The 21315-nt window shown below is 60.1% G+C and carries 24 protein-coding genes; 9 read left to right on the plus strand and 15 right to left on the minus strand.

The annotated features are described in order from the left end of the window. A partial coding sequence (locus EDD52_RS20385; RefSeq protein WP_131822069.1) for a GTP-binding protein occupies positions 1-95 on the minus strand: 95 nt, incomplete at its 3' end. A gap of 87 nt (positions 96-182) precedes the next feature. After that, the gene (locus EDD52_RS20390; RefSeq protein WP_132248446.1) at positions 183-791 is read right to left on the minus strand and encodes a hypothetical protein; all 609 of its coding nucleotides are present in this window, start codon (positions 789-791) and stop codon (positions 183-185) included. Positions 792-915: 124 nt separating this feature from the next. On the opposite strand from EDD52_RS20390, the gene EDD52_RS20395 reads away from it, so the two are divergent. Further along, on the plus strand, positions 916-2292 hold the full coding sequence (locus EDD52_RS20395; protein WP_424449934.1) for a cytochrome P450: 1377 nt from the start codon (positions 916-918) through the stop codon (positions 2290-2292). Positions 2293-2393: 101 nt separating this feature from the next. On the opposite strand, the gene EDD52_RS20400 is transcribed toward EDD52_RS20395, so the two are convergent. The 4 genes from EDD52_RS20400 to EDD52_RS20415 form a co-directional block, all read right to left on the minus strand. Beyond that, the gene (locus tag EDD52_RS20400; RefSeq protein WP_132248448.1) at positions 2394-2966 is read right to left on the minus strand and encodes a cob(I)yrinic acid a,c-diamide adenosyltransferase; all 573 of its coding nucleotides are present in this window, start codon (positions 2964-2966) and stop codon (positions 2394-2396) included. A 10-nt stretch (positions 2967-2976) separates the two neighbouring features. After that, on the minus strand, positions 2977-3174 hold the full coding sequence (locus tag EDD52_RS20405; protein WP_132248450.1) for a twin transmembrane helix small protein: 198 nt from the start codon (positions 3172-3174) through the stop codon (positions 2977-2979). Between the two features lie 72 nt (positions 3175-3246). Beyond that, a complete protein-coding gene (locus EDD52_RS20410) occupies positions 3247-4077 on the minus strand; it encodes an SDR family NAD(P)-dependent oxidoreductase (RefSeq protein ID WP_132248452.1) in 831 nt (276 codons plus the stop codon). Between the two features lie 87 nt (positions 4078-4164). Next, the gene (locus EDD52_RS20415) at positions 4165-4734 is read right to left on the minus strand and encodes an SH3 domain-containing protein (RefSeq protein ID WP_165907605.1); all 570 of its coding nucleotides are present in this window, start codon (positions 4732-4734) and stop codon (positions 4165-4167) included. A gap of 171 nt (positions 4735-4905) precedes the next feature. Here EDD52_RS20415 and parC point away from each other — a divergent pair, with 171 nt between their 5' ends. The 5 genes from parC (at position 4906) to EDD52_RS20440 (ending at position 11366) form a co-directional block, all read left to right on the plus strand. Then, positions 4906-7218 (plus strand): DNA topoisomerase IV subunit A, encoded by a 2313-nt coding sequence (gene parC / locus EDD52_RS20420; protein ID WP_132248456.1) that lies wholly within the window; start codon positions 4906-4908, stop codon positions 7216-7218. A gap of 19 nt (positions 7219-7237) precedes the next feature. Continuing rightward, complete coding sequence (locus EDD52_RS20425; RefSeq protein ID WP_279389281.1) at positions 7238-8398, plus strand: DUF898 family protein; 1161 nt, start codon at positions 7238-7240, stop codon at positions 8396-8398. Then, positions 8395-9570 (plus strand): M48 family metallopeptidase, encoded by a 1176-nt coding sequence (locus tag EDD52_RS20430; protein WP_132248460.1) that lies wholly within the window; start codon positions 8395-8397, stop codon positions 9568-9570. The genes EDD52_RS20425 and EDD52_RS20430 overlap by 4 nt, the downstream gene beginning before the upstream one ends. A 108-nt stretch (positions 9571-9678) precedes the next feature. Further along, positions 9679-10437: an electron transfer flavoprotein subunit beta/FixA family protein gene (locus EDD52_RS20435; protein ID WP_132248462.1), complete on the plus strand. Its 759-nt coding sequence runs from the start codon at positions 9679-9681 to the stop codon at positions 10435-10437. After that, the gene (locus EDD52_RS20440; RefSeq protein ID WP_132248464.1) at positions 10437-11366 is read left to right on the plus strand and encodes an electron transfer flavoprotein subunit alpha/FixB family protein; all 930 of its coding nucleotides are present in this window, start codon (positions 10437-10439) and stop codon (positions 11364-11366) included. Before EDD52_RS20435 ends, EDD52_RS20440 begins: the two co-directional genes overlap by 1 nt. A gap of 68 nt (positions 11367-11434) precedes the next feature. On the opposite strand, the gene EDD52_RS20445 is transcribed toward EDD52_RS20440, so the two are convergent. Beyond that, on the minus strand, positions 11435-12259 hold the full coding sequence (locus tag EDD52_RS20445; protein WP_132248466.1) for a DUF6473 family protein: 825 nt from the start codon (positions 12257-12259) through the stop codon (positions 11435-11437). Between the two features lie 159 nt (positions 12260-12418). Between EDD52_RS20445 and EDD52_RS20450 the strand changes: the two genes are divergently transcribed. Together EDD52_RS20450 and EDD52_RS20455 are read left to right on the plus strand one after the other, a co-directional pair. Then, positions 12419-13294: a 3-hydroxybutyryl-CoA dehydrogenase gene (locus EDD52_RS20450; RefSeq protein ID WP_132248468.1), complete on the plus strand. Its 876-nt coding sequence runs from the start codon at positions 12419-12421 to the stop codon at positions 13292-13294. Positions 13295-13305: 11 nt separating this feature from the next. Beyond that, complete coding sequence (locus EDD52_RS20455) at positions 13306-13776, plus strand: GNAT family N-acetyltransferase (RefSeq protein ID WP_165907606.1); 471 nt, start codon at positions 13306-13308, stop codon at positions 13774-13776. 4 nt (positions 13777-13780) lie between these two features. Here the strand turns inward: EDD52_RS20455 and EDD52_RS20460 are convergent, their stop codons facing one another. The 8 genes from EDD52_RS20460 to EDD52_RS20490 are packed head-to-tail and all read right to left on the minus strand — an operon-like array spanning position 13781 to position 19298. Beyond that, positions 13781-14659 carry a lysophospholipid acyltransferase family protein gene (locus EDD52_RS20460; RefSeq protein WP_132248472.1) on the minus strand — a complete coding sequence of 293 codons (879 nt, stop codon included), beginning with the start codon at positions 14657-14659 and terminating at the stop codon, positions 13781-13783. A gap of 59 nt (positions 14660-14718) precedes the next feature. After that, positions 14719-14997, minus strand: coding sequence for an HPr family phosphocarrier protein (locus EDD52_RS20465; protein WP_132248474.1), 279 nt, complete (start codon positions 14995-14997; stop codon positions 14719-14721). Positions 14998-15005: 8 nt separating this feature from the next. Beyond that, a complete protein-coding gene (locus EDD52_RS20470; RefSeq protein ID WP_132248476.1) occupies positions 15006-15398 on the minus strand; it encodes a PTS sugar transporter subunit IIA in 393 nt (130 codons plus the stop codon). Then, entirely contained in the window at positions 15395-16318 is a 924-nt protein-coding gene (rapZ, locus tag EDD52_RS20475) for an RNase adapter RapZ (RefSeq protein ID WP_132248478.1), read from the minus strand. The genes EDD52_RS20470 and rapZ overlap by 4 nt, the downstream gene beginning before the upstream one ends. Position 16319: 1 nt before the next feature. Continuing rightward, positions 16320-16751: an HPr kinase/phosphorylase gene (locus tag EDD52_RS20480; RefSeq protein WP_132248480.1), complete on the minus strand. Its 432-nt coding sequence runs from the start codon at positions 16749-16751 to the stop codon at positions 16320-16322. Then, on the minus strand, positions 16748-16885 hold the full coding sequence (locus EDD52_RS23760; protein WP_165907607.1) for a hypothetical protein: 138 nt from the start codon (positions 16883-16885) through the stop codon (positions 16748-16750). The genes EDD52_RS20480 and EDD52_RS23760 overlap by 4 nt, the downstream gene beginning before the upstream one ends. Positions 16886-16908: 23 nt before the next feature. Continuing rightward, positions 16909-18594, minus strand: a complete 1686-nt coding sequence (locus tag EDD52_RS20485; RefSeq protein ID WP_132248482.1) for a sensor histidine kinase — start codon at positions 18592-18594, stop codon at positions 16909-16911. A 2-nt stretch (positions 18595-18596) separates the two neighbouring features. Then, entirely contained in the window at positions 18597-19298 is a 702-nt protein-coding gene (locus tag EDD52_RS20490; protein ID WP_132248484.1) for a response regulator transcription factor, read from the minus strand. A gap of 347 nt (positions 19299-19645) precedes the next feature. Here EDD52_RS20490 and EDD52_RS20495 point away from each other — a divergent pair, with 347 nt between their 5' ends. Then, a complete protein-coding gene (locus EDD52_RS20495; protein ID WP_132248486.1) occupies positions 19646-21244 on the plus strand; it encodes a phosphoenolpyruvate carboxykinase in 1599 nt (532 codons plus the stop codon). Positions 21245-21315: the final 71 nt, after the last annotated feature.

Consider the following 21315-nt stretch of genomic DNA (forward strand, 5'->3'; position numbering starts at 1 on the left):
ATCGCAGCCGTCAGCGTCGTCTTGCCGTGGTCAACATGGCCAATCGTGCCAATGTTGCAATGCGGTTTAGAACGCTCAAACTTTTCCTTTGCCATACCTTCAGGCGCCTCGTTGATTGGGGGGTCAGACGACCCGAGTTGCATCGCGGGCCATTTATTTGCTCAGGCTGAGAAAATCAAGCGTCAGTTGCCCGACAGGGCAGCTTCGGTGTTTTCCATCACAGCTTTGGCGGGCTCGGAAGTTATCTCGGCACCCGATGCGTCCATGACAGGGGCCGCGGGGGCAAACCATCCCTCCGCTGCCTGCTGCTCGCGCATCCAAGTTTCGGTCGCCAACGCCGCTTCTGCCGCAAGCGCCTCCATCGATTCTTCGCGCGATGAGGCCAGACGGGTTTCAAAGACCTTGATCACGGCAATCGCCTTTGGCTCCTCGTTCAGCTTTGTTGCGGCCGCATCATCCCAGACGGTCACGGCGATCTGGACCGCGGACTTTCCCGGCACAATGGGGGGCGGCAGCGAATATGCCTCTACCTTCAGACCGAAATTGTAGCGTTTCCCGCCTTCGAATCTGTCGAAGCGTTGAACGTAGGCCTCTTCAACCACGGCCACCCATTCTTCCGGTGTGGCCTCTCGCGACACCAGAAGCTTTTGCGGCGATGGCGCCACAGCTGCCGCGAAGCCGAGGCTGAAATCGCCAATCGCTTCTGGCATTTCGTCAAGGTCGCGCGTCGCATTCGCGCAGGCCGACAGCCCGAGACAGGCAACAAGCATGAAGGTCAGCGGTCGAAACATCTCGGTCACCTCTGGTTCGTAAATTCGTCCAGCCGGGATAGCCGAACCGACCCATGCGTGCAATCGGCGACGGTTTGCAGCATCCGCGCCATGACCTATATCTGACGCAGGAAAGAGGTGATCGATGCCGCAGATGCCCCACCCTTTGGAAGAGACTTCGCCCCTCCCGGTGCGTGTCCCGCTTGTGACGCAGCCCATGGGCGTACTCGCCAGCCTGCGCGCCGCTCGCACCAACCTTTTGTCGATCATCCCGGATATCGCAACGCGGCAGCCAATGGTCTCCGGACGGACGGGCAAGCGCTGGCACATGGTGATGGACCCCGGTGCACTAAAGCGCATGCTGTTGGAAAAACTGGATAACTACCCGAAATCCGATGTGACCAAGAACATGCTGCGCCCCGCGATTGGCGAATCCCTTTTTATTGCCGAAGGCGCGCATTGGCGGTGGCAGCGCAGGGCCACGGCCCCGGCATTTTCGCATCGCAACGTGTCAAACCTCGCGCCGGTGATGTCAGACGCCGCGATCCGCACGGTCGAACGGATCGGAGCTCATACTGGCCACGCGGTCAATCTTTATGACGAGATGGTGGCGACAACCTTCGACGTGATATCCGAGGTGACGTTTTCGCAGGATCAGGGCATTGACCGCAGTGCCGTACATGACGCGATCGAACAATATATCGTCGAAGCCGGCAAAGTTTCGCTTTTCGATATCTTCGGTCTGCCGGACTGGATTCCGCGCCCCGGCCGGATGGTTTCGGGGCAGGCGATGAAAGCGACCAAATCGCTGGCCGACCGCGCAATCGAAGCGCGCGCAAAGCGCCGGTCGGACGGCGTGCCTGACCTTCTGGACCTCCTGCTTGCGGGCGAAGACCCCGAAACAGGGCGGAGGATGAACACGGCAGAGATGCGCGACAACCTTCTGACCTTCATCGTCGCCGGGCACGAAACGACGGCGCTCGCCCTGTCATGGTCGCTTTACCTGTGTGCCTTTGACCCTGCCGTGCAGGACGAAGCGCGACAAGAAGCGCGCAATGTTCTGGGATCGCGCAGCCGGTTCGACGCCGAAGACCTGCCAAAGCTCGGTCTGATCCGGCGCATCGTGGACGAGGCGCTGCGGCTTTACCCACCGGCCGCGTTGGTTTCGCGGACGGCGCGCGAAGCGGATGAACTTTGCGGGCGTGAAATTCGGCCGGGCGACACCGTGATGGTTCCGATATACGCGCTGCACCGGCACCACCAGCTTTGGGTGGACCCTGATGCGTTTCGGCCTGAACGCTGGGCGCGTGGCAAAGTCGACCGCTACGCTTATCTGCCATTCGGGGACGGGCCGAGGATCTGCATTGGTGCCAGCTTTGCCCTGCAGGAAGCCGTGCTGATTCTCGCTACGTTGCTCTCGCGGTTCCGTTTCACCGCGATCAAAGGTCGCGACCCCGACCCCGTGATGATCCTCACGCTACGGCCGGAAGGCGGGGTGTGGCTGGAGTGCGAGCCTTTGTGACTGTACGGGCGCCGCTTGTCAGCGGTTCGCACCCGTCCTGCGGACCGGCGCCTTACGGCGCTTCCGGGGGCCGCCGCGTCCACTGGACGCGCCGCCGCTTGTCAGCGGTTCGCACCCGGAACCCACAACACGTCCTGGGCGCCGTTGTCATTGGCGCGGCGCGCGGCGACAAAGAACCAGTCGGACAGTCGATTGAGGTATTTCACGGCTGCCGGGTTCACCTGCTCCACCGTTGTCAGCTCAACTGCCAACCGCTCTGCCCGGCGCGACACCGTTCGGCACATATGCAGATGTGCGGAAAGCGCGCTGCCGCCCGGCAAGATGAAACTGCGCAGCGGGGCAAGATCGGCATTCATCGCGTCGATTTCGGCCTCAAGCCGCACCACCTGCGCATCGACCATCCTGAGGGGCGGGTATTCAGCCTCGGCATCCTTGTCCATGTCCGGCCGACACAGATCCGCCCCAAGATCGAACAGATCGTTCTGAATGCGACGCAGCGAGGCATCGAGATCCTCGTCAGCATTCAGCCGCGCGATCCCGAGGACAGAGTTCAGCTCGTCTACCGTGCCATACGCCGTCACCCGCATGGAATGCTTGGCCACGCGCGCACCGTTTCCCAAAGCGGTTTCACCCTGGTCACCGGTTCTGGTGTAAATCTTGTTCAATACGACCATGAATTTGCCCTTAAGGTTTCAGCCAGACGAAAAGCAGGATCAGCACCACCGCCACGAATTGCGCCGCGATCCGGTATCGCATGATCTTGTTGGCGTATTTCTTGTTGAATTCGCCGCCCTTGGCGAAACCTCCGATCCCCGTCATGAGAATCACAACCACCGCGATCATTACCACGGCGATCAGAATGAAAAGTGGGTCCTTGGTCATGTTGTCCCCGTATCAAGGTATCTGCCCGATGTAGGCCAATACAGCGCGAAAGCGAACGCTTAATCGAGCGTTTCAGCCGCGTGAAAGGATCGCATCCATGGCGCGGGTGGGCAGCAGGCGGCGCAGCACTGCCATCGCGCGCGTCACGGCCGTCACCCGGTATCTTGCGCGCGGGTTCCGTGCATTCAAGGCCCGCAGCAGCACCCTGGACACCGAAGAGGGTGGTAGTTCGAACTTTGTCGGACCCGCATCTTCGTAGAGACGTTTGAGGAGACTGTTGCGATACTGCTCTGCGCGGGCAGAGTTTTCCCAATCCACCCAACGTTCAAATTGCGGGATGGAATTCTGGCGGAAAGACGTGCCGATCGGGCCGGGCGCGATCAGGATGACCTTAATGTCGGTGTCGCTCATTTCTATCCGCAACGTGTCGGTCAGACCCTCAAGCGCGAATTTGCTGGCGACGTAGGCACCGCGCCAGGGTGCGGCGACAAATCCCAGAACCGATGAACAGTTGACGATCCGCCCGTGGCCCTGCGCCCGCATGATCTGCAAGGCCAGAGTGGTCAGCTCATGAACGCCGAAGACATTGGTTTCAAAGATTTCCTGCAACGCACCGCGCGGAAGATCCTCGACCGCGCCGGGCGTGGCAAACGCACCGTTGTTGAAAAGCGCGTCAAGCGTGCCGTCGGTCGCTTCGAGCACTTCGCTCAGCCCGTTTACGATGGATTCGGGATCGGCGTAGTCGATCCGGGGCGAGATGAAGCCTTCGCTGCGCAGATGTTCGCAATCCTCTTCCCGGCGGCAGGAGGCAAAAACCAGCCAACCCGCATCGCGCATGGCATAGGCCGCGTCGTAACCGATCCCGGACGAGCAGCCGGTGATGAGAATGGATTTTCTGGACATGACTTTCCCGCACAATCTGTGAAACGGGCTAGTGTATTCGTCGTGCTGGCGCAATCGGGCGGGGGCGATCAAGCCCCCGCATGGGCGTCAATTGGCCGAAGCCAGAAGAAAATCGGCCATCCAGCCCACGCGACCGGTTTCGACCGTGCGCAGCTTGACCCAGCCATCGCCATTGTCTTGAAGGATCTCAACCGCTTCACCGCGCGACAATTTGCCAAGGACGCTGTAGGTGGTGCCCGGACCGTTGCGCATGTTCACCCGGTTGCCATCCACCAAGCGCAGTTCGACGTCGCGATCCGAAAGCTCGGGGCTTGCAGCCTGCGCATCGGCTGCTGCTTCGGGCGCGCCCAAGCGAACAAGTTTCGTCGCATTGCGCGGCTTGCTGTCGACCAGAGCAACCGGCGTGGCTGCGGGTTTGTCGACAGAGAAGGAGGCAAGCTGCACACCTTCGACCTGCTGTGTTTTCTGCAACTTGGACACCGGTGCAACCGACGCGGCGGCGGATTTGACCGACAACAGGTCCGCCGGAGACGTGTCTGCGCGGGTCACATCGTTGACGCGCTCAGACATCTCTGCGCTTGCTGTCGCCGGTACAAAATCCGAACCACCGCTCAACTCGTAAAAGCTCCAGCCCAGTACCCCAAACGTAAGAACCATCAATCGTACCATAGGACCGCCCACCTTGAACCCGTTTCACCATACATACAGCGTGCCAAAGCGCTGTGAGGGAGTTCATAACCGATTCCCTGAATATTCCTATGTGTAAAATTACCTAATTTTTCCCCGCGTAGCTTTACGCTGTCTGTGCTCGCAGGTATCACATCATCTATGGATGACGGTGTAGACAACAACAACATGAACCCTCGCGATCTGTCAGAGCCCCTGCGCCGCGCTATCGGCGAAAGATACCTGACCTATGCTCTCAGTACGATTATGCATCGTGCGCTGCCCGATGCGCGTGACGGGTTGAAACCTGTTCACCGACGCATCCTGTATGCAATGCGCGAGCTGCGGCTAAGTTCCACCGGAGGCTTCAGAAAATCCGCCAAGATCTCCGGCGACGTGATGGGGAATTACCACCCGCATGGCGACGCTGCGATCTACGATGCAATGGCGCGGCTGGCACAGGATTTCGCTGTCCGCTATCCGCTTGTGGATGGCCAGGGCAACTTCGGAAATATCGACGGCGACAACCCGGCGGCGAGCCGATATACAGAGGCGCGCCTGACCGTCGTTTCCGAGGCGATGCTGGACGGGCTGAACGAAAACGCCGTCGATTTTCGGGATAATTATGACGGCACCCTGACCGAACCGGTCGTTCTGCCTGCCACTTTCCCCACTCTGCTGGCCAACGGATCATCCGGCATTGCAGTGGGTATGGCGACGAATATCCCGCCCCATAACATCACCGAACTGGTCGATGCCTGCCTGCACCTCATCCGCACACCTGACGCACGCGACGACACTTTGCTGCAATATGTGCCCGGCCCGGATTTCCCCACCGGCGGCGTGCTGGTCGAGCCAAAGGAAAACATCGCTCAGGCCTATCGGACGGGGCGCGGGTCTTTCCGTCTGCGCTGTCGCTGGAATGTCGAGGATCTGGGCCGCGGGCAATGGCAGGTCGTGGTCACCGAAATTCCCTATCAGGTACAAAAGTCCAAACTCGTCGAACGTATCGCCGAGCTGATCCAGACCAAGAAGATCCCGATCCTTGCCGATGTGCGCGACGAATCCGCCGATGATATTCGCATGGTGCTGGAACCGCGGTCAAAGAATGTCGATCCGGATGTTTTGATGGGGATGCTGTTCAGGAATTCCGATCTTGAAGTGCGCTTCAGCCTGAACATGAACGTATTGATCGACGGGCTGACGCCCAAGGTCTGCTCCATGAAGGAGGTGCTGCGCGCCTTCCTCGACTTCCGGCGCGAGGTCCTGATCCGTCGCAGCCAGCACCGGATGGAGAAGATCGACCACCGGCTGGAAGTGCTTGAAGGCCTGATCGTCGCCTTTCTGAACCTCGACCGCGTAATTGACATCATCCGCTATGATGACGACCCCAAGGGCGCCTTGATGCGCGAGGATTGGGGCCGGACCTTTGTGCGTGCCACCGATCAGACCGATTATGTCTCGCCCCCCGCTGCATCGGATGAGGGGCTGGGACTGACCGAAGTTCAGGCCGAGGCGATCCTCAACATGCGCCTGCGCAGCCTGCGTCGTCTCGAAGAGATGGAGCTGGTCCGCGAACGCGATGCCCTGATGGAGGAACGCGCCGGGCTGGAGGATCTTCTGGAAGATGGCGGCCTGCAATGGGCGCAGATTTCCGAACAGCTGAAAGAGACGAAAAAGGCATTCGGCAAGAATTACGAAGCCGGCGCCCGGCGGACCACCTTTGCCGAGGCTACGGACGCGCCGGATGTGCCTATCGAGGCGATGATAGAGCGCGAACCGATCACCATCGTATGTTCTCAGATGGGGTGGATCCGGGCCATGACCGGTCATATCGATCTGACGCGGGAGCTGAAATTCAAGGATGGCGACGGCCCGCGCTTCATCTTCCATGCGGAAACGACGGACCGACTGCTCGTCTTCGGGACAAACGGGCGGTTCTATACCCTGTCCGGCGCCAATCTGCCCGGCGGGCGTGGTATGGGCGAACCTTTGCGCCTGATGGTGGACCTTCCCAACGAAGCAGAGATCGTCGATCTGTTCATCCACCGGCCCGACGGCAAGCTGCTGATCGCGTCCTCAGCAGGCGATGGGTTCGTTGTTCCCGAAACGGACGTGATCGCGCAGACGCGGACCGGCAAGCAGGTCCTCAACGTGCGCGGGGACACGCGCGCGAAGATCTGCAAACCGGTGAGCGGCGACCACGTTGCCGTGGTGGGCGAAAACCGCAAGGTTCTGGTCTTTGCGCTGGATGAACTGCCCGAGATGGGTCGAGGTAAAGGCGTCCGGATGCAGAAGTACAAGGACGGGGGATTGTCAGATGCCACCACGTTCACCCTGGCAGAAGGCCTCTCCTGGCGCGACCCGGCCGGACGCACCCGCACCGAATCCACCCTTGACGAATGGATCGGAAAGCGGGCCGGAACAGGCCGCATGGCCCCCCGCGGATTCCCCAGAGACAACACCTTCACCTGACGAACTTTCCATCAGCTTCGTGGGCGCGCGCCGTCGGCTTCTGTGGCTCGCGCTCAAGATGGATTTTCTGACGATCCTGACCCTTGGAATTTATCGGTTCTGGATGAAAACCCGCCTGCGCCGGTGGTACTGGTCTGCGATCCGCCCCGGCGGGCATCCGCTGGAATATCTCGGCGATCCGTTCGAAAAGCTGCTTGGATTTCTGATCGCCGTTGTCATCCTCGCCTTCTATGTCGGCATCGTGAACCTGCTGCTGGTGTTCGCCAGTTTCTCGCTTTTTCAAAGCAACACGGCGGCATATGTTGCAAGCTTCATCGGCGTCATCCCCCTGTGGTTCTATGCCAGCTACCGCGCAAGGCGCTACGTGCTGGGACGCACCCGCTGGCGTGGCATTCGGCTGGGTGTTGATCCGGGGGCATGGGGTTACGCCGGTCGCGCGCTTGTCCATTGGGCGGTGACGCTGATTTCGCTGGGGCTGCTGTGGCCCCGGATGACCTTCATGCTGGAGAAATATCGCGCCGAGCGGAGCTGGTACGGCACTGCCCGGATCGAACAGGGCGGAAGCTGGACGATGCTATACCGCGCGGCGCTGCCCGTCCTGCCTGTGCTGGCAATGCTCGCCATAGCTGCCCTGTGCTTTTTCACCGGCAATATCGGTACGGCCATCGGAATTGCTGTCCTGGCGGGTGCTGCTGGGATCTACGCCGCCGTGCATTACAACGTGGTCAGCTGGAAGATGCTGATGGATCACAAATCCGCCGCCGGGCTGGGCCTGCGGGCCAATCCCAGCCCGCTTCGCGTCTTCGGCATCTATATCGTGGGCTACATCACGACGATCATTGTCGTCGCCATCCCGGCCGCGCTCCTCACCCTGCCACTGCTGGCGCTCCAGACCTCTTCAACAGGCGGCTCAATGGAGCTTCCCTTTTCCGCCAGTGCCATCAGCGCACTGCCCGAAGCTGTGCTGATCGCGCTGACGGCGCTGTGCTATTTCGCGCTCTTTCTTCTTTGGGGCGCGTTGCGACACGCTTTCGTCACGATGCCCCTGCTGCGTCACTACGCGGAAACGCTGACCATCACCGGCGCAGACGCCTTGAAGGGTATCAGCCAGCGCGCCCGCGACGAGTTCAGCGAAGCGGAAGGGTTCGCCGAGGCGCTGGACCTTGGGGCTGCGATATGAGCACGGTGATCCGCGTCGGAACGGAACCGGCCGCCTTTGTCGGCGAGGCCGCGTTTTTCGACGGTGACAAGGCCGTACCCCAGAACGCCACACTCACCCTTGACGAAGAGGCGCGGGAGTTGGTGATAGCTCTCGCCCAATCCGAACATCGCTGGCCGCTTAACAAGATCCGTGAAGTTCCGGACCAGGCGGGTCGCGATGTCATGATGCTGCGGCTCGACGGGGACCCCGTGCAGCGGCTGTTTCTGCCCAACCGCACGCTTGCCCCGCGCCTGCCCCACCGAACGCGACGCGCCCCGGTGAGCCGCCCCGGCCGGATCGCCGCATGGGCGGTCGCGGCCGTGGGTGCGGTCGCTGTCATCGTCCTGCTTCTGGTGCCGCGCCTTGCCAATCAGCTGGCTGACCATATCCCGCCCGGGGGCGAACACGCTTTGGGCGAGGTGACACTCACGCAGATCCGCAGCGCGCTTGACCAGACCGGGCTACAGCCTGTGCCTTTCTGCACCGCGGCCGAAGGGATGGCCGCGCTTGACCAGCTTGAGAGGCGGTTGACGGCTGGGCTTGACCTGCCCGGCCCCTTGTCCGTCCATGTTCTGGACCATGACATGGTCAATGCCTTCGCCCTGCCCGGCGGATATATCGTGCTGTTCCGCGGGCTGATCGACGCCGCCGAGACACCCGAAGAGGTCGCCGCTGTCTTTGCCCATGAAATCGGGCATGTCATCAGTCGTGACCCAACCCGGCATGCGCTGCGGTCGGCTGGCTCCATAGGGGTGCTGGGCCTGATCTTCGGGGATTTCGCGGGCGGTGCGCTGGTGCTGTTCCTTGCTGAACGCCTGATCGACGCCACCTATGCGCGCGATGCTGAAGAGGCGGCAGACCGCTTCGCGCATGAAACCCTTCTCGCAGCAGCGTTGCCCCCGTCGGCGATTGGCAGCTTCTTCGAACGTCTCCTGAAGGAAAATGGAGAGCCGGAAGGCATCGTTGCCCATTTCCTGAGTCACCCGCAGATGGGGGACCGTATTGCCGCTGCGCGGGATGCCACACCCGACAACGCGGTCTTTCGCCCTGCCCTCACGGACCCGGAGTGGAACGCTTTGAGAAAGATTTGTCGCCAATCGGCGCGTGACGTTCCGTCGGAGCCACCGAAAAGCGGCGTAGGTTGGCGCTAACGTGACGATTTTGGTCTGTTTCCCCCCGTGCAGAGCCGCTATCAACCCCGAAGAAGTCTTCAAAGGCCGCATCGCGAGCGGCTTGTCACCAAAAGGAGAGTTACGCCGATGAAGGTCCTTGTGCCGGTCAAGCGTGTGATCGACTACAACGTGAAAGTTCGTGTGAAAGCGGACGGTTCGGGTGTCGATCTTGCCAATGTGAAGATGTCGATGAACCCGTTCGACGAGATTGCCGTTGAAGAGGCGATCCGCCTCAAGGAAGCGGGCAAGGCAGACGAGATCGTCGCGGTCAGCATCGGCGTCAAGCAAAGCCAGGAAACGCTGCGCACCGCGCTGGCGATGGGCGCGGACCGGGCCATTCTGGTGGTTGCCGCAGATGACGTGCACACCGATATCGAACCGCTTGCCGTTGCCAAGATCCTGGCGAAAATCGTCGAAGAAGAACAGCCCGGCCTCGTGCTGTGCGGCAAGCAGGCGATTGACAATGACATGAACGCCACCGGCCAGATGGTCTCGGCGCTGCTGGGCTGGTCGCAGGCAACCTTCGCCTCGAAACTGGACATCGAAGGCGACGCGGCAACCGTGACACGCGAAGTCGATGGTGGCCTTCAGACGATCAAGGTCAAGATGCCTGCGATTGTCACCGTTGACCTGCGCCTGAACGAGCCGCGCTACGCGTCGCTGCCGAACATCATGAAGGCCAAGAAAAAGCCGATGGACGAGAAGACCGCCGCTGATTACGGCGTCGATGTTTCTCCGCGTCTCGAAGTCGTCAAGACTTCCGAACCGGCGGAACGTGCTGCGGGCATCAAGGTTGGCTCGGTCGACGAGCTTGTCGCGAAACTCAAAGAAGCGGGGGCTGTGTAATGGCTGTTCTTCTCCTTGCCGAAGTGAATGATGGTGAACTGGCGCTGGACGCCACCGCCAAGGCTGTTGCAGCCGCCAAGTCGCTTGGCGATGTGACCGCGCTTTGTGTCGGCGCAACCGCCGCAGCCGCAGCAGAAGCAGCGGCCAAGATCGACGGTGTTTCCAAGGTGCTGTGCGCCGAGGATGCGGGCCTTGGCCACCGTCTGGCGGAAGCGACTGCCGCGCTGATCGTCAGCCTTGCAGGCGATTATGAACATATCGTGGCACCTGCAACGACGGATGCGAAAAACATCCTGCCCCGCGTTGCGGCCCTGCTGGATGTCATGGTGCTGACCGATGTGTCGGGTGTCGTTGATGGCGCAACTTTCGAACGCCCCATCTATGCGGGCAACGCGATCCAGACGGTCAAATCTTCGGACGCGACGAAGGTGATTTCGTTCCGCACGTCGACCTTCGACGCAGCCGGTGAACAAGCTGCTGCCCCGGTCGAGACGATCTCGGCGACCGAAAACCCCGGCCTGTCCGAATGGGTCGAGGACAAGGTCGCTGCAAGCGACCGTCCGGAGCTCACCTCGGCCGGTGTCGTGGTCTCCGGCGGGCGCGGTGTCGGCTCGGAAGAGAACTTCGCGATGATTGAGGCGCTCGCAGACAAGCTGGGTGCCGCCGTTGGCGCATCGCGCGCAGCGGTCGACAGCGGGTTTGCGCCGAATGACTGGCAGGTCGGACAGACCGGTAAGGTCGTGGCACCAGAGCTCTACATCGCAATCGGCATCTCGGGCGCGATCCAGCATCTGGCAGGCATGAAGGATTCCAAGGTCATCGTCGCCATCAACAAGGACGAAGAAGCCCCGATCTTCCAAGTCGCCGACTTCGGCCTCGTTGCAGACCTCTTCGACGCTGTCCCGGAACTGACCGAAAAACTGGGCTAAGCCTCTTCCAGCCGAGCGTTCTAGAAGGCCCGCCATTGGCGGGCCTTTGTCGTTCCGGGTCGCTCTGATCAGCGCAGCACGCGGGACAAGACCGGGGTCAGCGCGTTTGCCGCCTCCTGATGAGCTATCGGCCCCAGTAATTCTTCTGCCGCAGGCCGATCCGTTGCACCCAGAACCATCCCGTCGGTCCGACGTACAAGCGCAGCAGAGCTGGCCACCACCTCCACAACCTCGTCAACATACGGGCGAAGAGCCTCGATCATCGCGCGGTTCACGAACAGCGGGTCCTGAAGAAGGGCGAAATCGTCTTCGTCTGGCGCATGTTCGGAAAACCACAGCAAAATCTTTGGGTTACGCAGCACCATCGACATGTGTTTCATCCGGGATATCCAGGCGGCGCTCAATTCCTCAGTGATTGCCGCAAACCTGTCCGGGGACAGGCTTTGTAGACTGTGCAACAAATGCCGGTTGAAATTGAACTCCGTAAAATCCACCTCGTGATAGAGGTCCTGAAGCGCGCGAGAGGCTTTCAAGAACCGATCGTTGCGCCGCGGATGAACCGTGTAGAAACGGTTCGACATGTTGGGCGCGCCCATCACCTGGATCACGGTCGCAGCGGAGGACGCAGCCGCCTCCATCACCGTGGGCTCGTTCAGGTAAACGTCCAGCCCTGCATTGCGCACCCCGAAATTGACACAAGTCTTGCCCAAAGCGCGTTCGACAAGTCCCGGAACCGGTTCCCGCAGGAACTGTCCGAAAATCTCGGTTCCACCGAGAAAGGCGATATAGTCTCCCTGTAACCGCCGCTTCGGCCCGCGAAAAAGGATACGCGAATTCGGATATCGGCACGGGTAATACTCCAGCCCGCGCTGGCCTGTTCTTTCATAGGTCATCTCACCCACCTCACATTTCTTCCCGGCCACAGAATCGCCAGATTCCGTTGCGATTCGGCTAAAGGAAAAACTTGAGAAGAAGTTTCGCGACCTGCCCTTGCACGTCCCTGCCGGGCGCGCCATTGTTGCGGCGCAACATTTTCACCAGGACGGGCAAGCATGGACATCACGCGGATCGGAGTTGTGGGCGCGGGGCAGATGGGAAACGGCATTGCGCATGTTCTGGCACTGGCCGGATACGACGTGCTGCTGAATGATGTCAGCCAAGAAGCACTGGACAAGGCCGTCGCCCTGATCGACCGGAACCTTGACCGGCAAGTCAGCCGCGAAAAGATTTCGGCCGAGGACAAAGCCGCCGCCATGGCGCGCATCAAGACGACGATGACGTTGACCGATCTGGGCAAGACCGATCTGGTCATCGAAGCAGCGACCGAACGCGAAGAGATCAAGCAGAAGATTTTCGACGCGCTGTTGCCGCATCTGGAACCGCACACGATCCTCACCTCCAACACGTCGTCGATCTCGATCACCCGCCTTGCGAGCCGCACCGACCGTCCTGAAAAGTTCATGGGGTTTCATTTCATGAACCCCGTCCCACTCATGCAGCTTGTGGAGTTGATCCGCGGCATCGCGACGGATGCGGAAACCTACGATGCCTGTCTGGGCGTGGTTGAGCGGCTCGGCAAGACGGCCGCCTCTGCCGAGGATTTCCCGGCCTTCATCGTCAACCGGATCCTGATGCCGATGATCAACGAAGCGGTATACACGCTGTACGAAGGCGTCGGAAACGTGAACTCCATCGACCAGTCGATGAAGCTGGGCGCCAACCATCCGATGGGGCCGCTGGAGCTGGCAGATTTCATCGGGCTCGACACCTGTCTTGCCATCATGAACGTCCTGCATGACGGGCTGGCGGACACGAAATACCGGCCCTGCCCCCTGCTGACAAAATATGTCGAGGCAGGATGGCTGGGACGCAAGACCAAGCGCGGTTTCTACGATTACCGCGGCGAAACCCCTGTCCCGACGCGGTGATACGCGCCGCGGTGCCGGATGACGCGGAAGAGATTGCGCGCGTCCATGTCACTGCCTGGAGTGAAACCTATCGCGGCCTGCTGGCCGACGATGTGATCGACAGCTACACCGTCGCGCGACGCCGAGAGAGATGGGAGCGGATCCTGACGCAGGAGGCTCCGGGGGCCGCAACCTTCGTCGCAGAAGCTGACGGCCAGATCATCGGATTCGCCTCGACGCTACCGCAGCGAAACCCGGACATGCGCCCTGTCGCCGAAGGTGAAATCGCCGCGCTTTATCTGCTGTCATCCTACCACCGGCAAGGGTTTGGAACTGCGCTTTGGCACGCCTGCCTGACCGAGTTGCGCAGGATGGGTTGGGGCCGTGCAACATTCGAAGTGCATCGGGGAAATGCTGCGGCCATCGCCTTTTACGACGCGCAGGGCGCAGAGTTTCACATGCCCGCAGACGCAGATCACTTGATTTACACTGTCGCGCTATAAGGTGTCAGCCGTCGCGCAGGGCCAGCGTTTGCTCGCGCAACCAAGCCACGAAACCGCGCGGATTGCTCGACCATTCCTGGATCGCATCCCGCTCGATCACCTGACCGACGACAGGGGCTTGTGGCTTGTCCAGCGCGTGGACGACCTCGTACAGCAGCAAGCCCTGCCGCATTGTCGCCGAAACGCGATTGGCCATCTGGTACCAACGTGAATTGGCCCCGGGGAAGAAGATGGGCATGACCCGCGCGTTCGACCGCTGAATCATCTTCGCCGTGAACGGGTTCCAATCCGCCTCCACGGCATCGCCGAACATGGTCGACGAAGACGCCACGACCCCAGAAGGGAACAGCACCACCACGCCCCCGTTCTGAAGATGCTGCATGGCGCGCTTGCGCATTTCGAGGTTCTGCTGAAGCGCATCCGCCTCGTGGGCGAAGGGGACGGGGATCATGAATTGCTCGATCTCGCCAACACCGGTCAGCAGCGAACGCGTCAAGATCTTGTAATCGGTCCTGACGCGGCCGATCAGCTCTGCCAGAATCATCCCATCGATCAAGCCGTGCGGGTGGTTCGCGGTGATGACGAGCGGACCTTCCTTCGGAATCCGGGCAATCTGTTCAGCTGGGGTCATCAGGTCGATGCCCATGACGTCCAGCGCCTGCTGCCAAAAACCCTGACCTTCGGGAACACCCATCGCTTCGAACTTGCGTATGCGGCGCAGCAGGCGCAGCTTGCCGGTCAAAAGCTCCATCGCCTGGATGGTCTTGACCTGAAAGGCATTTTCAAACGTGTTGGCATAGGACAGGCGGCGGCGGTCATAGGGCTGGTCAGCGAGATTGGTGCCATCCCCCTGGCCAAGCAATTGGCGGGTCTTGCCAGACATCAAATCCCGCTGAGACTGCGTACTGTCAACCAAACCGGCATGTCCTTCCAGGTTGCATCTCACATATCCTCGCCAAACCGGTCGGCCACCAGCGCTTCTACCGCATCTGCCAGAGCGCCGGCATCGGGGCCGGATATCTCGACGTCAATAGTGGTTCCCTTGGAGGCTGCCAACATCAAAAGCCCCATGATGCTGTCGCCGGACGCACTCATCCCGTCTTTGCAGACCTCGACGGAAGCATCGAAACCTTCGACAACTTCCACCAACTTTGCGGAGGCGCGGGCGTGCAGCCCCTTTTCATTCACGATCTGAAGCGTGCGGCGGATAGAGTTTGACATGATGCGCCTTAGTCCGGAGAAATATTCTGACTGTCAATATACTTTCGGCCAGCCTCGAGCGCCGAGCGAACTGCATCCGTGACCGGCAACTGGCGGCTTTTCGCCAGCTTGATCAGCATCGGCAGATTGGCACCATATAGAATCCGTCGGTTCGATGGCTGGCAAGCCATGAGTGACAGATTGGATGGCGACCCACCGAACATGTCGGTGACAATCACCACGCCATCGCCATGATCAACATCATTGGCAGCCCGGCAGATCTCTGCCTGCTTGGCGTTGCGGTTATGGTCAGCCTCGATGGCGACCGTTCGCACGCCCTGCTGTGTCCCAACCACATGTTCGACTGCCGAAAGATACTCTTTCGCCAGACCTCCATGCGCCACGATCACGATACCGATCAACTCTGGGTCTCTCCGCCTGTCTGCACGATGCGAGACGTTTCGGCGGCCAAGCCAAGACGTTCCAGTTCGCGATGCCTAATTGACACCCGCCAGCCTTGTTGCGCAAGGGCACGCGCCACGCATTCCGTAACGGCAACAGACCTGTGCCGTCCGCCGGTACATCCAAAACCAACCGAGAAGTGCGCTTTGCCCTCATCTACAGAGGCCGGCAGCAGAAATGCGACCAGATCGGTGACCTTATCGATGAACGCCTCATAGCGGCTATCGCGCGCCACATATTCGCTGACGTCCCTGTCCAGGCCCGTGAGCTTGCGCAGCCCTTGCTGCCAATACGGGTTGTTGAGAAAGCGGCAATCGAGAACAAGGTCGACACCGTTGGGCAACCCGCGCTTGTAGCTGAAGGAATGCAGGGCAACGGCCAACCCCTGACCGGTTTCGGCACCAAACCAGCGTTGCAACTGGGCGCGCAAATCATGTGGGGTCAGGTCGCTGGTTTCAATCAGCAGGTCAGCGGCGCTGCGCACCGGTGCAAGCAACCCCATCTCGCGCGCAATCCCTTCACCGGGGGCGTCGTCCGGGGAGAGGGGGTGGCGTCGCCGGGTTTCTGAAAAACGGCGCAGCAAGACATCGGCCTGACAATCGAGGTACAACAGCTCTGAAGTGATACGATCATCCCCGGCCAGCTGCGCCTGCATTGCCAGAAGGCCTTCGGGGGAAAAGTCGCGCCCCCTTGCATCAATTCCCAGCGCCATCGGGCGGGGCGCCTCGCCGTCCAGCAGGCGTGGAATCAGGCTGAGGGGCAGATTATCGATCGCCTCGAACCCGATATCCTCTAGCGCGTTGATCGCGGTCGACCGCCCGGCGCCTGACGGGCCGGTCACGAATATCACTCGCTGCGCTTTCTCGTTCATGGCAGACATGTCAGTCTCTCCTTCCGAACAAGAGATAGTGTTTAAGAGAGGCTGCAAAACAGGTGGTCTCGGCTCTGTGAAGTAGCGGAACAGAAAGCCCGAGCAAATCTATCGACCGGAATTCAGGCAGGCGCTGCGTCTCGGCCTTCTCCAGATCAACCACCAGATGAACCTCGACCGGTCCGACGAGTTGCGCATTCAACAACCCGACGCCTCGCGCCTCGATCAGCGAAGGAAGCCCGGTTGGCGCACGCGCCATCAGCACCGAATCCTGCCCGGTCGCATAGATCTCTGTCCGGTCATCGGCGACCAGCTTTGCTCCGCGGCTCATCATGTCGAGCGCAAGGGCCGATTTCCCCGCACCGGAAGGGCCAATGATGACAGCGCCGCGGCCTTCCACCGAAACGGTGGTGGCGTGCAGGATCGTGCTTTCGGTGCTCATATCACGGCCTGCCAGAACTCCAGACGGTTGGGAAAGTCAGCTGCGACAATCAGCACCGCCTTCGGCCACTGCAACAGTTTTCCGGTATCGTTTCGTGTTTTCGCATGACGTTGGGCCAAAGCGGCAACGATCATAGCCTTGCGCCCGGACCTATGTGTCAGACCGGCAACCCCACAACAAAACGCGCCCCCAGCGGGTCAGAGGTTATATCCGCCTCGGTCGGCCGGATATTTTCCGCCCATATGACGCCGCCATGCGCCTCGACGATCTGTTTCGAAATTGCCAATCCGAGGCCGGAATTATTGCCAAAGTCACTCTCGGGCCGTTCAGAGTAGAACCGTTTGAACACCTTGGTCAGAGCCTCCTCGGGGATTCCGGGCCCGGTATCTTCGACAACAACGAGGATCCGGTTTTCGCGCTGACGTGCCCACAGACGTATCGCGTCACCGTCTTCGCAAAAGCTGATGGCATTGGTGATCAGGTTGACGAAAACCTGTGCCAGACGCGCCTCGATACCGTAGACGTGGATGGGCGAGTTGGGGAAATCGACGATCAGATCTATCCCCTTACGCCCCGCCTCCGCCCCCAGAAACTCCGAGATGTTCGCAAGCGTTTCGAGGAGGTTGAACTGAACTTCTTCCTCTTTCACCAACTCGCTGTCCAGCCGGGACGCATTCGAGATGTCGCTGACCAGGCGGTCAAGACGGCGAACATCGTGTTCTATGACATCAAGAAGATTTTCCATCTGGCCTTCGTTCCGCGCGATACGCAGGGTACCGACGGCCGAACGGAGGGAAGCCAGAGGGTTCTTGATCTCGTGCGCTACATCGGCGGCAAATTGTTCGTTGCTGTCAATTCGATCATAAAGCGCAGAAACCATTCCGCGCAAAGCCCCGGACAAACGACCGACCTCGTCGTTGCGCGCTGTAAGGTCGGGAATTCTGATGCGCCCGGTCGTCGAACTGCGCCGATTTCGGTCCCGGCCAAGCTCGGCAGCCTCCGCCAATTCCGAGAGAGGCGTGGCGATCATGGACGCAAGAAGCAGGCTCAACCCGATCGAGACGAGCGCAGCAATCACGGCCAGTTGCAGCAGGGGTTCGTGCGCGGCATGGAGGATCTCTTCGATCTCGCCCGCCTCTTTGACCAGCCCAATCGTTCCTATAAGACGTCCGTCCAAATAAACTGGAGTCGCGACCGCAAAGAACCTGGCTCCGGTCTCATGCCTGCCCGTGACGACCCCGGTCGTGGCCATATCCTCGGGCAGCGGCCCGGGGCCGAGCAGGTCTTGCAGGACCGCTTCAGCCGAAAGCTGTGCAGATCTTGGCGCGGTTGTATTCGCAAGAAATGCCGACTGTCGCTGTGAGAGTTTCGACAACAGGTAGGTAAGGGTAGTCCCCTGCCCTTCTTCCACCCCGCGAGGGTCTGCATATTCTTTTCGCTCAGCAACAAGTCGGGCACCCCTGTCGAAGACAAAGACGCTGTTCCCGCCAAGGGTCATGTCGTCCAGCGCTTCGCGTGCTTTGAGGATATCCGCCTGTTCCTGACCGGAGCGGGCAACAGGCGCAAGGCGCGTCTCAAGAACGGCCGCAATCAGTTCCGCTTCGGTGACCAGATTCTGGCGATGCAACTTCGCCAAGGCATCGTCAGAGTGATTGAGGTTAAGGACGCCGACAACGAGCACCGTCAATGCAATCAAATTGTACAGAATGATCTTGCGGGTCAGCGGGGACCAGTTGAAAGAAAAACGCCCGCTTGGCGCGCGCAGCTCTTCCTCGTCGGCATCAACGGCTTCCCGGGAGATTGCCCCGCGGCCTTGCGGCGATATGCCTTCTGCAAGCGTCATGGTTACTCTTCGTTGTACCGGTAACCGATCCCATAAAGCGTCTCGATCGAAGAGAATTCGGAATCAGCGTTTCGCAGCTTTTTGCGCAGCCGTTTTATGTGGCTGTCGATGGTGCGGTCATCCACGTAAACCTGATCGCCATAGGCCACATCCATCAATTGATCCCGCGATTTCACGAAACCCGGGCGTTGCGCAAGCGCCTGCAACAACAGGAACTCCGTCACGGTCAGTGTTACATCTTTGCCCTTCCAGCTGACGGAATGGCGCATCGGGTCCATCGACAGTTCACCACGCACAATGATCTTGGACTCTTCGGTATCGCCAACCTCGCCGCTTTCCATCGCTTCCTTGCGACGCAAAAGGGCGCGGATACGCTCGACCAGAAGCCTTTGGCTGAACGGTTTCTTCACGTAGTCATCGGCGCCCATGCGTAAGCCCAGCACCTCGTCGATCTCATCATCCTTGGAGGTGAGAAAGATCACCGGCATCGAGCTGAGCTGCCGCACGCGCTGCAACAGGTCTATCCCGTCCATGCGCGGCATCTTGATATCAAACACGGCCATGTCAGGAAACGTCCCGCCGAACCCGTCCAGCGCAGCCTGCCCGTCACTGTAGGTTTCCACCTCGAAGCCCTCCGCCTCAAGCGTTATGGCCACGGATGTCAGGATATTTCTGTCATCGTCAACAAGCGCGATTCTGGACATTGAAGATCCCCTGGCCTTGGCCGATAGCTGCGTCACCGGGGGCTTTCCGCCCATCAACCCCGCAAGCGCGGTACAGAATGGCGAATCATCACCGCCGGTGTTTCCCTTTTGTCGTCAAAAGACGTTACCAAGAGCTAAATCGACTCCTATCAGAAACCGGCCGCGCAAGATGATTGCGCTAAACGTCCCCTGATTGCGCTAACTGTGCGTTTGCGTCCTGTTCACGACACAATTCGGCATGATAAGGACGACCTACTCCCGAACGAAAGCTTGGGGGCAGCGCGCCAGTGACGGCACGCGAAATCTGAAAATCGCCGCTTGACGCGCGGCTACAGGAGCTTGGAAACATGACATTTGGACGGGTAAACCCGCAATTCCGCCTTGAAGATCAGGGGATCGAGGGGCTGGGAAATGTCTATTACAATCTTATGGAGCCGGCGCTGATTGAAGCCGCGCTTAAACGTGATGAAGGTACATTGGGAAATGGCGGCGCCTTTCTGGTGACCACCGGGAAATTCACCGGCCGGTCCCCAAAGGACAAACATATCGTCAAATCGCCCAATGTCGCGGACAAGATCTGGTGGGAAAGCAACGCGGAAATGTCGCCGGAAGGCTTTGCGACGCTGCACGCCGACATGCTGGAACACATGAAGGGCCGCGAGTATTTCGTTCAGGATCTGGTGGGCGGTGCTGATCCCGCGCATTCGATCGATGTGCGCATGGTCACCGAACTGGCATGGCATGCCCTGTTCAACCGCCACATGCTGCGTCGTCCCGAGCGTGACGAGGTGGATGATTTCACCGCTGATTTCACCATAATCAACTGCCCCAGCTTCAAGGCCGACCCGGAGCGCCACAATTGTCGGTCCGAAACGGTCATTGCGCTGAATTTCGATGCCAAGCTTATCCTGATCGGCGGCACTGAATACGCGGGCGAGAACAAGAAATCCGTGTTCACGCTGCTGAACTATCTCTTGCCGGAAAAAGGCATCATGCCGATGCACTGCTCGGCCAACCATGCCCCCGGAAACCCTGTTGATGCGGCGGTCTTTTTTGGCCTGTCCGGCACCGGCAAAACAACGCTGTCCGCTGATCCAAGCCGGGTGCTGATCGGCGATGACGAGCATGGCTGGTCGGATCGCGGCACCTTCAACTTCGAGGGTGGCTGCTATGCCAAGACCATTAATCTCAGCGCCGAGGCAGAGCCGGAAATCTACGCCACGACCCGCAAATTCGGCACCGTCATCGAAAACATGGTTTTCGACCCCGAAACGTTCGAGCTGGATTTCGAGGATGACAGCCTGACCGCCAACATGCGCTGCGCCTACCCGCTGGAGTATATTTCCAACGCCAGCGCCAGCGCGATGGGGGGCCACCCCAAGAACGTCATCATGCTGACCTGCGATGCATTCGGGGTTCTGCCGCCGATCGCACGGTTGACGCCTGCGCAGGCGATGTACCACTTCCTTTCGGGCTTCACGTCCAAGGTTGCCGGAACGGAACGCGGGGTGACTGAACCCGAACCCACCTTCTCGACCTGTTTCGGTGCGCCCTTCATGCCGCGCCGTCCAGAGGCCTATGGCAACCTGCTGCGCGACAAGATTGCAAAGCATGGTGCGACCTGCTGGCTGGTCAATACCGGTTGGACCGGCGGTGCTTACGGCACGGGCAGCCGGATGCCGATCAAGGCCACCCGTGCATTGCTTTCCGCAGCACTTGATGGCTCGCTTGCAGATGCGGAATTCCGCAAGGATCCGAATTTCGGCTTCGAGGTTCCCGTCTCGGTTCCGGGCGTCCCGCAGGTTCTGCTCGACCCACGCCAGACCTGGGCCGACGCTGAGGCCTATGACGAACAGGCCGAAAAGCTGGTGCACATGTTTGCCGAGAATTTCGCGCAATACGTGCCCTATATCGACGACGACGTGAAGGCTGCAGCCATCGGCTAATCACGACGACAGTTCGAAACAGAATGGCGCCCGAGGCAACTCGTGGCGCTATTTTTCTTGTTACAGACCCG

It is taken from the genome of Primorskyibacter sedentarius, from assembly GCF_004342065.1.
In the GTDB taxonomy this organism is placed as follows: domain Bacteria; phylum Pseudomonadota; class Alphaproteobacteria; order Rhodobacterales; family Rhodobacteraceae; genus Primorskyibacter; species Primorskyibacter sedentarius.

Excerpts from the sequence above, each read along its gene's own strand:
- EDD52_RS20415 (WP_165907605.1), bottom strand. The coding sequence starts at position 4,734 with ATGGTTCTTACGTTTGGGGTACTGGGCTGGAGCTTTTACGAGTTGAGC.
- EDD52_RS20495 (WP_132248486.1), top strand. The coding sequence starts at position 19,646 with ATGACATTTGGACGGGTAAACCCGCAATTCCGCCTTGAAGATCAGGGG.
- EDD52_RS20395 (WP_424449934.1), top strand. The coding sequence starts at position 916 with ATGCCGCAGATGCCCCACCCTTTGGAAGAGACTTCGCCCCTCCCGGTG.
- rapZ (WP_132248478.1), bottom strand. The coding sequence starts at position 16,318 with ATGTCTGCCATGAACGAGAAAGCGCAGCGAGTGATATTCGTGACCGGC.
- EDD52_RS20450 (WP_132248468.1), top strand. The coding sequence starts at position 12,419 with ATGGACATCACGCGGATCGGAGTTGTGGGCGCGGGGCAGATGGGAAAC.
- EDD52_RS23760 (WP_165907607.1), bottom strand. The coding sequence starts at position 16,885 with ATGATCGTTGCCGCTTTGGCCCAACGTCATGCGAAAACACGAAACGAT.
- parC (WP_132248456.1), top strand. The coding sequence starts at position 4,906 with ATGGATGACGGTGTAGACAACAACAACATGAACCCTCGCGATCTGTCA.
- EDD52_RS20405 (WP_132248450.1), bottom strand. The coding sequence starts at position 3,174 with ATGACCAAGGACCCACTTTTCATTCTGATCGCCGTGGTAATGATCGCG.
- EDD52_RS20390 (WP_132248446.1), bottom strand. The coding sequence starts at position 791 with ATGTTTCGACCGCTGACCTTCATGCTTGTTGCCTGTCTCGGGCTGTCG.
- EDD52_RS20410 (WP_132248452.1), bottom strand. The coding sequence starts at position 4,077 with ATGTCCAGAAAATCCATTCTCATCACCGGCTGCTCGTCCGGGATCGGT.
- EDD52_RS20465 (WP_132248474.1), bottom strand. The coding sequence starts at position 14,997 with ATGTCAAACTCTATCCGCCGCACGCTTCAGATCGTGAATGAAAAGGGG.
- EDD52_RS20435 (WP_132248462.1), top strand. The coding sequence starts at position 9,679 with ATGAAGGTCCTTGTGCCGGTCAAGCGTGTGATCGACTACAACGTGAAA.
- EDD52_RS20430 (WP_132248460.1), top strand. The coding sequence starts at position 8,395 with ATGAGCACGGTGATCCGCGTCGGAACGGAACCGGCCGCCTTTGTCGGC.
- EDD52_RS20480 (WP_132248480.1), bottom strand. The coding sequence starts at position 16,751 with ATGAGCACCGAAAGCACGATCCTGCACGCCACCACCGTTTCGGTGGAA.
- EDD52_RS20440 (WP_132248464.1), top strand. The coding sequence starts at position 10,437 with ATGGCTGTTCTTCTCCTTGCCGAAGTGAATGATGGTGAACTGGCGCTG.
- EDD52_RS20490 (WP_132248484.1), bottom strand. The coding sequence starts at position 19,298 with ATGTCCAGAATCGCGCTTGTTGACGATGACAGAAATATCCTGACATCC.
- EDD52_RS20460 (WP_132248472.1), bottom strand. The coding sequence starts at position 14,659 with ATGTCTGGCAAGACCCGCCAATTGCTTGGCCAGGGGGATGGCACCAAT.
- EDD52_RS20400 (WP_132248448.1), bottom strand. The coding sequence starts at position 2,966 with ATGGTCGTATTGAACAAGATTTACACCAGAACCGGTGACCAGGGTGAA.
- EDD52_RS20445 (WP_132248466.1), bottom strand. The coding sequence starts at position 12,259 with ATGACCTATGAAAGAACAGGCCAGCGCGGGCTGGAGTATTACCCGTGC.
- EDD52_RS20485 (WP_132248482.1), bottom strand. The coding sequence starts at position 18,594 with ATGACGCTTGCAGAAGGCATATCGCCGCAAGGCCGCGGGGCAATCTCC.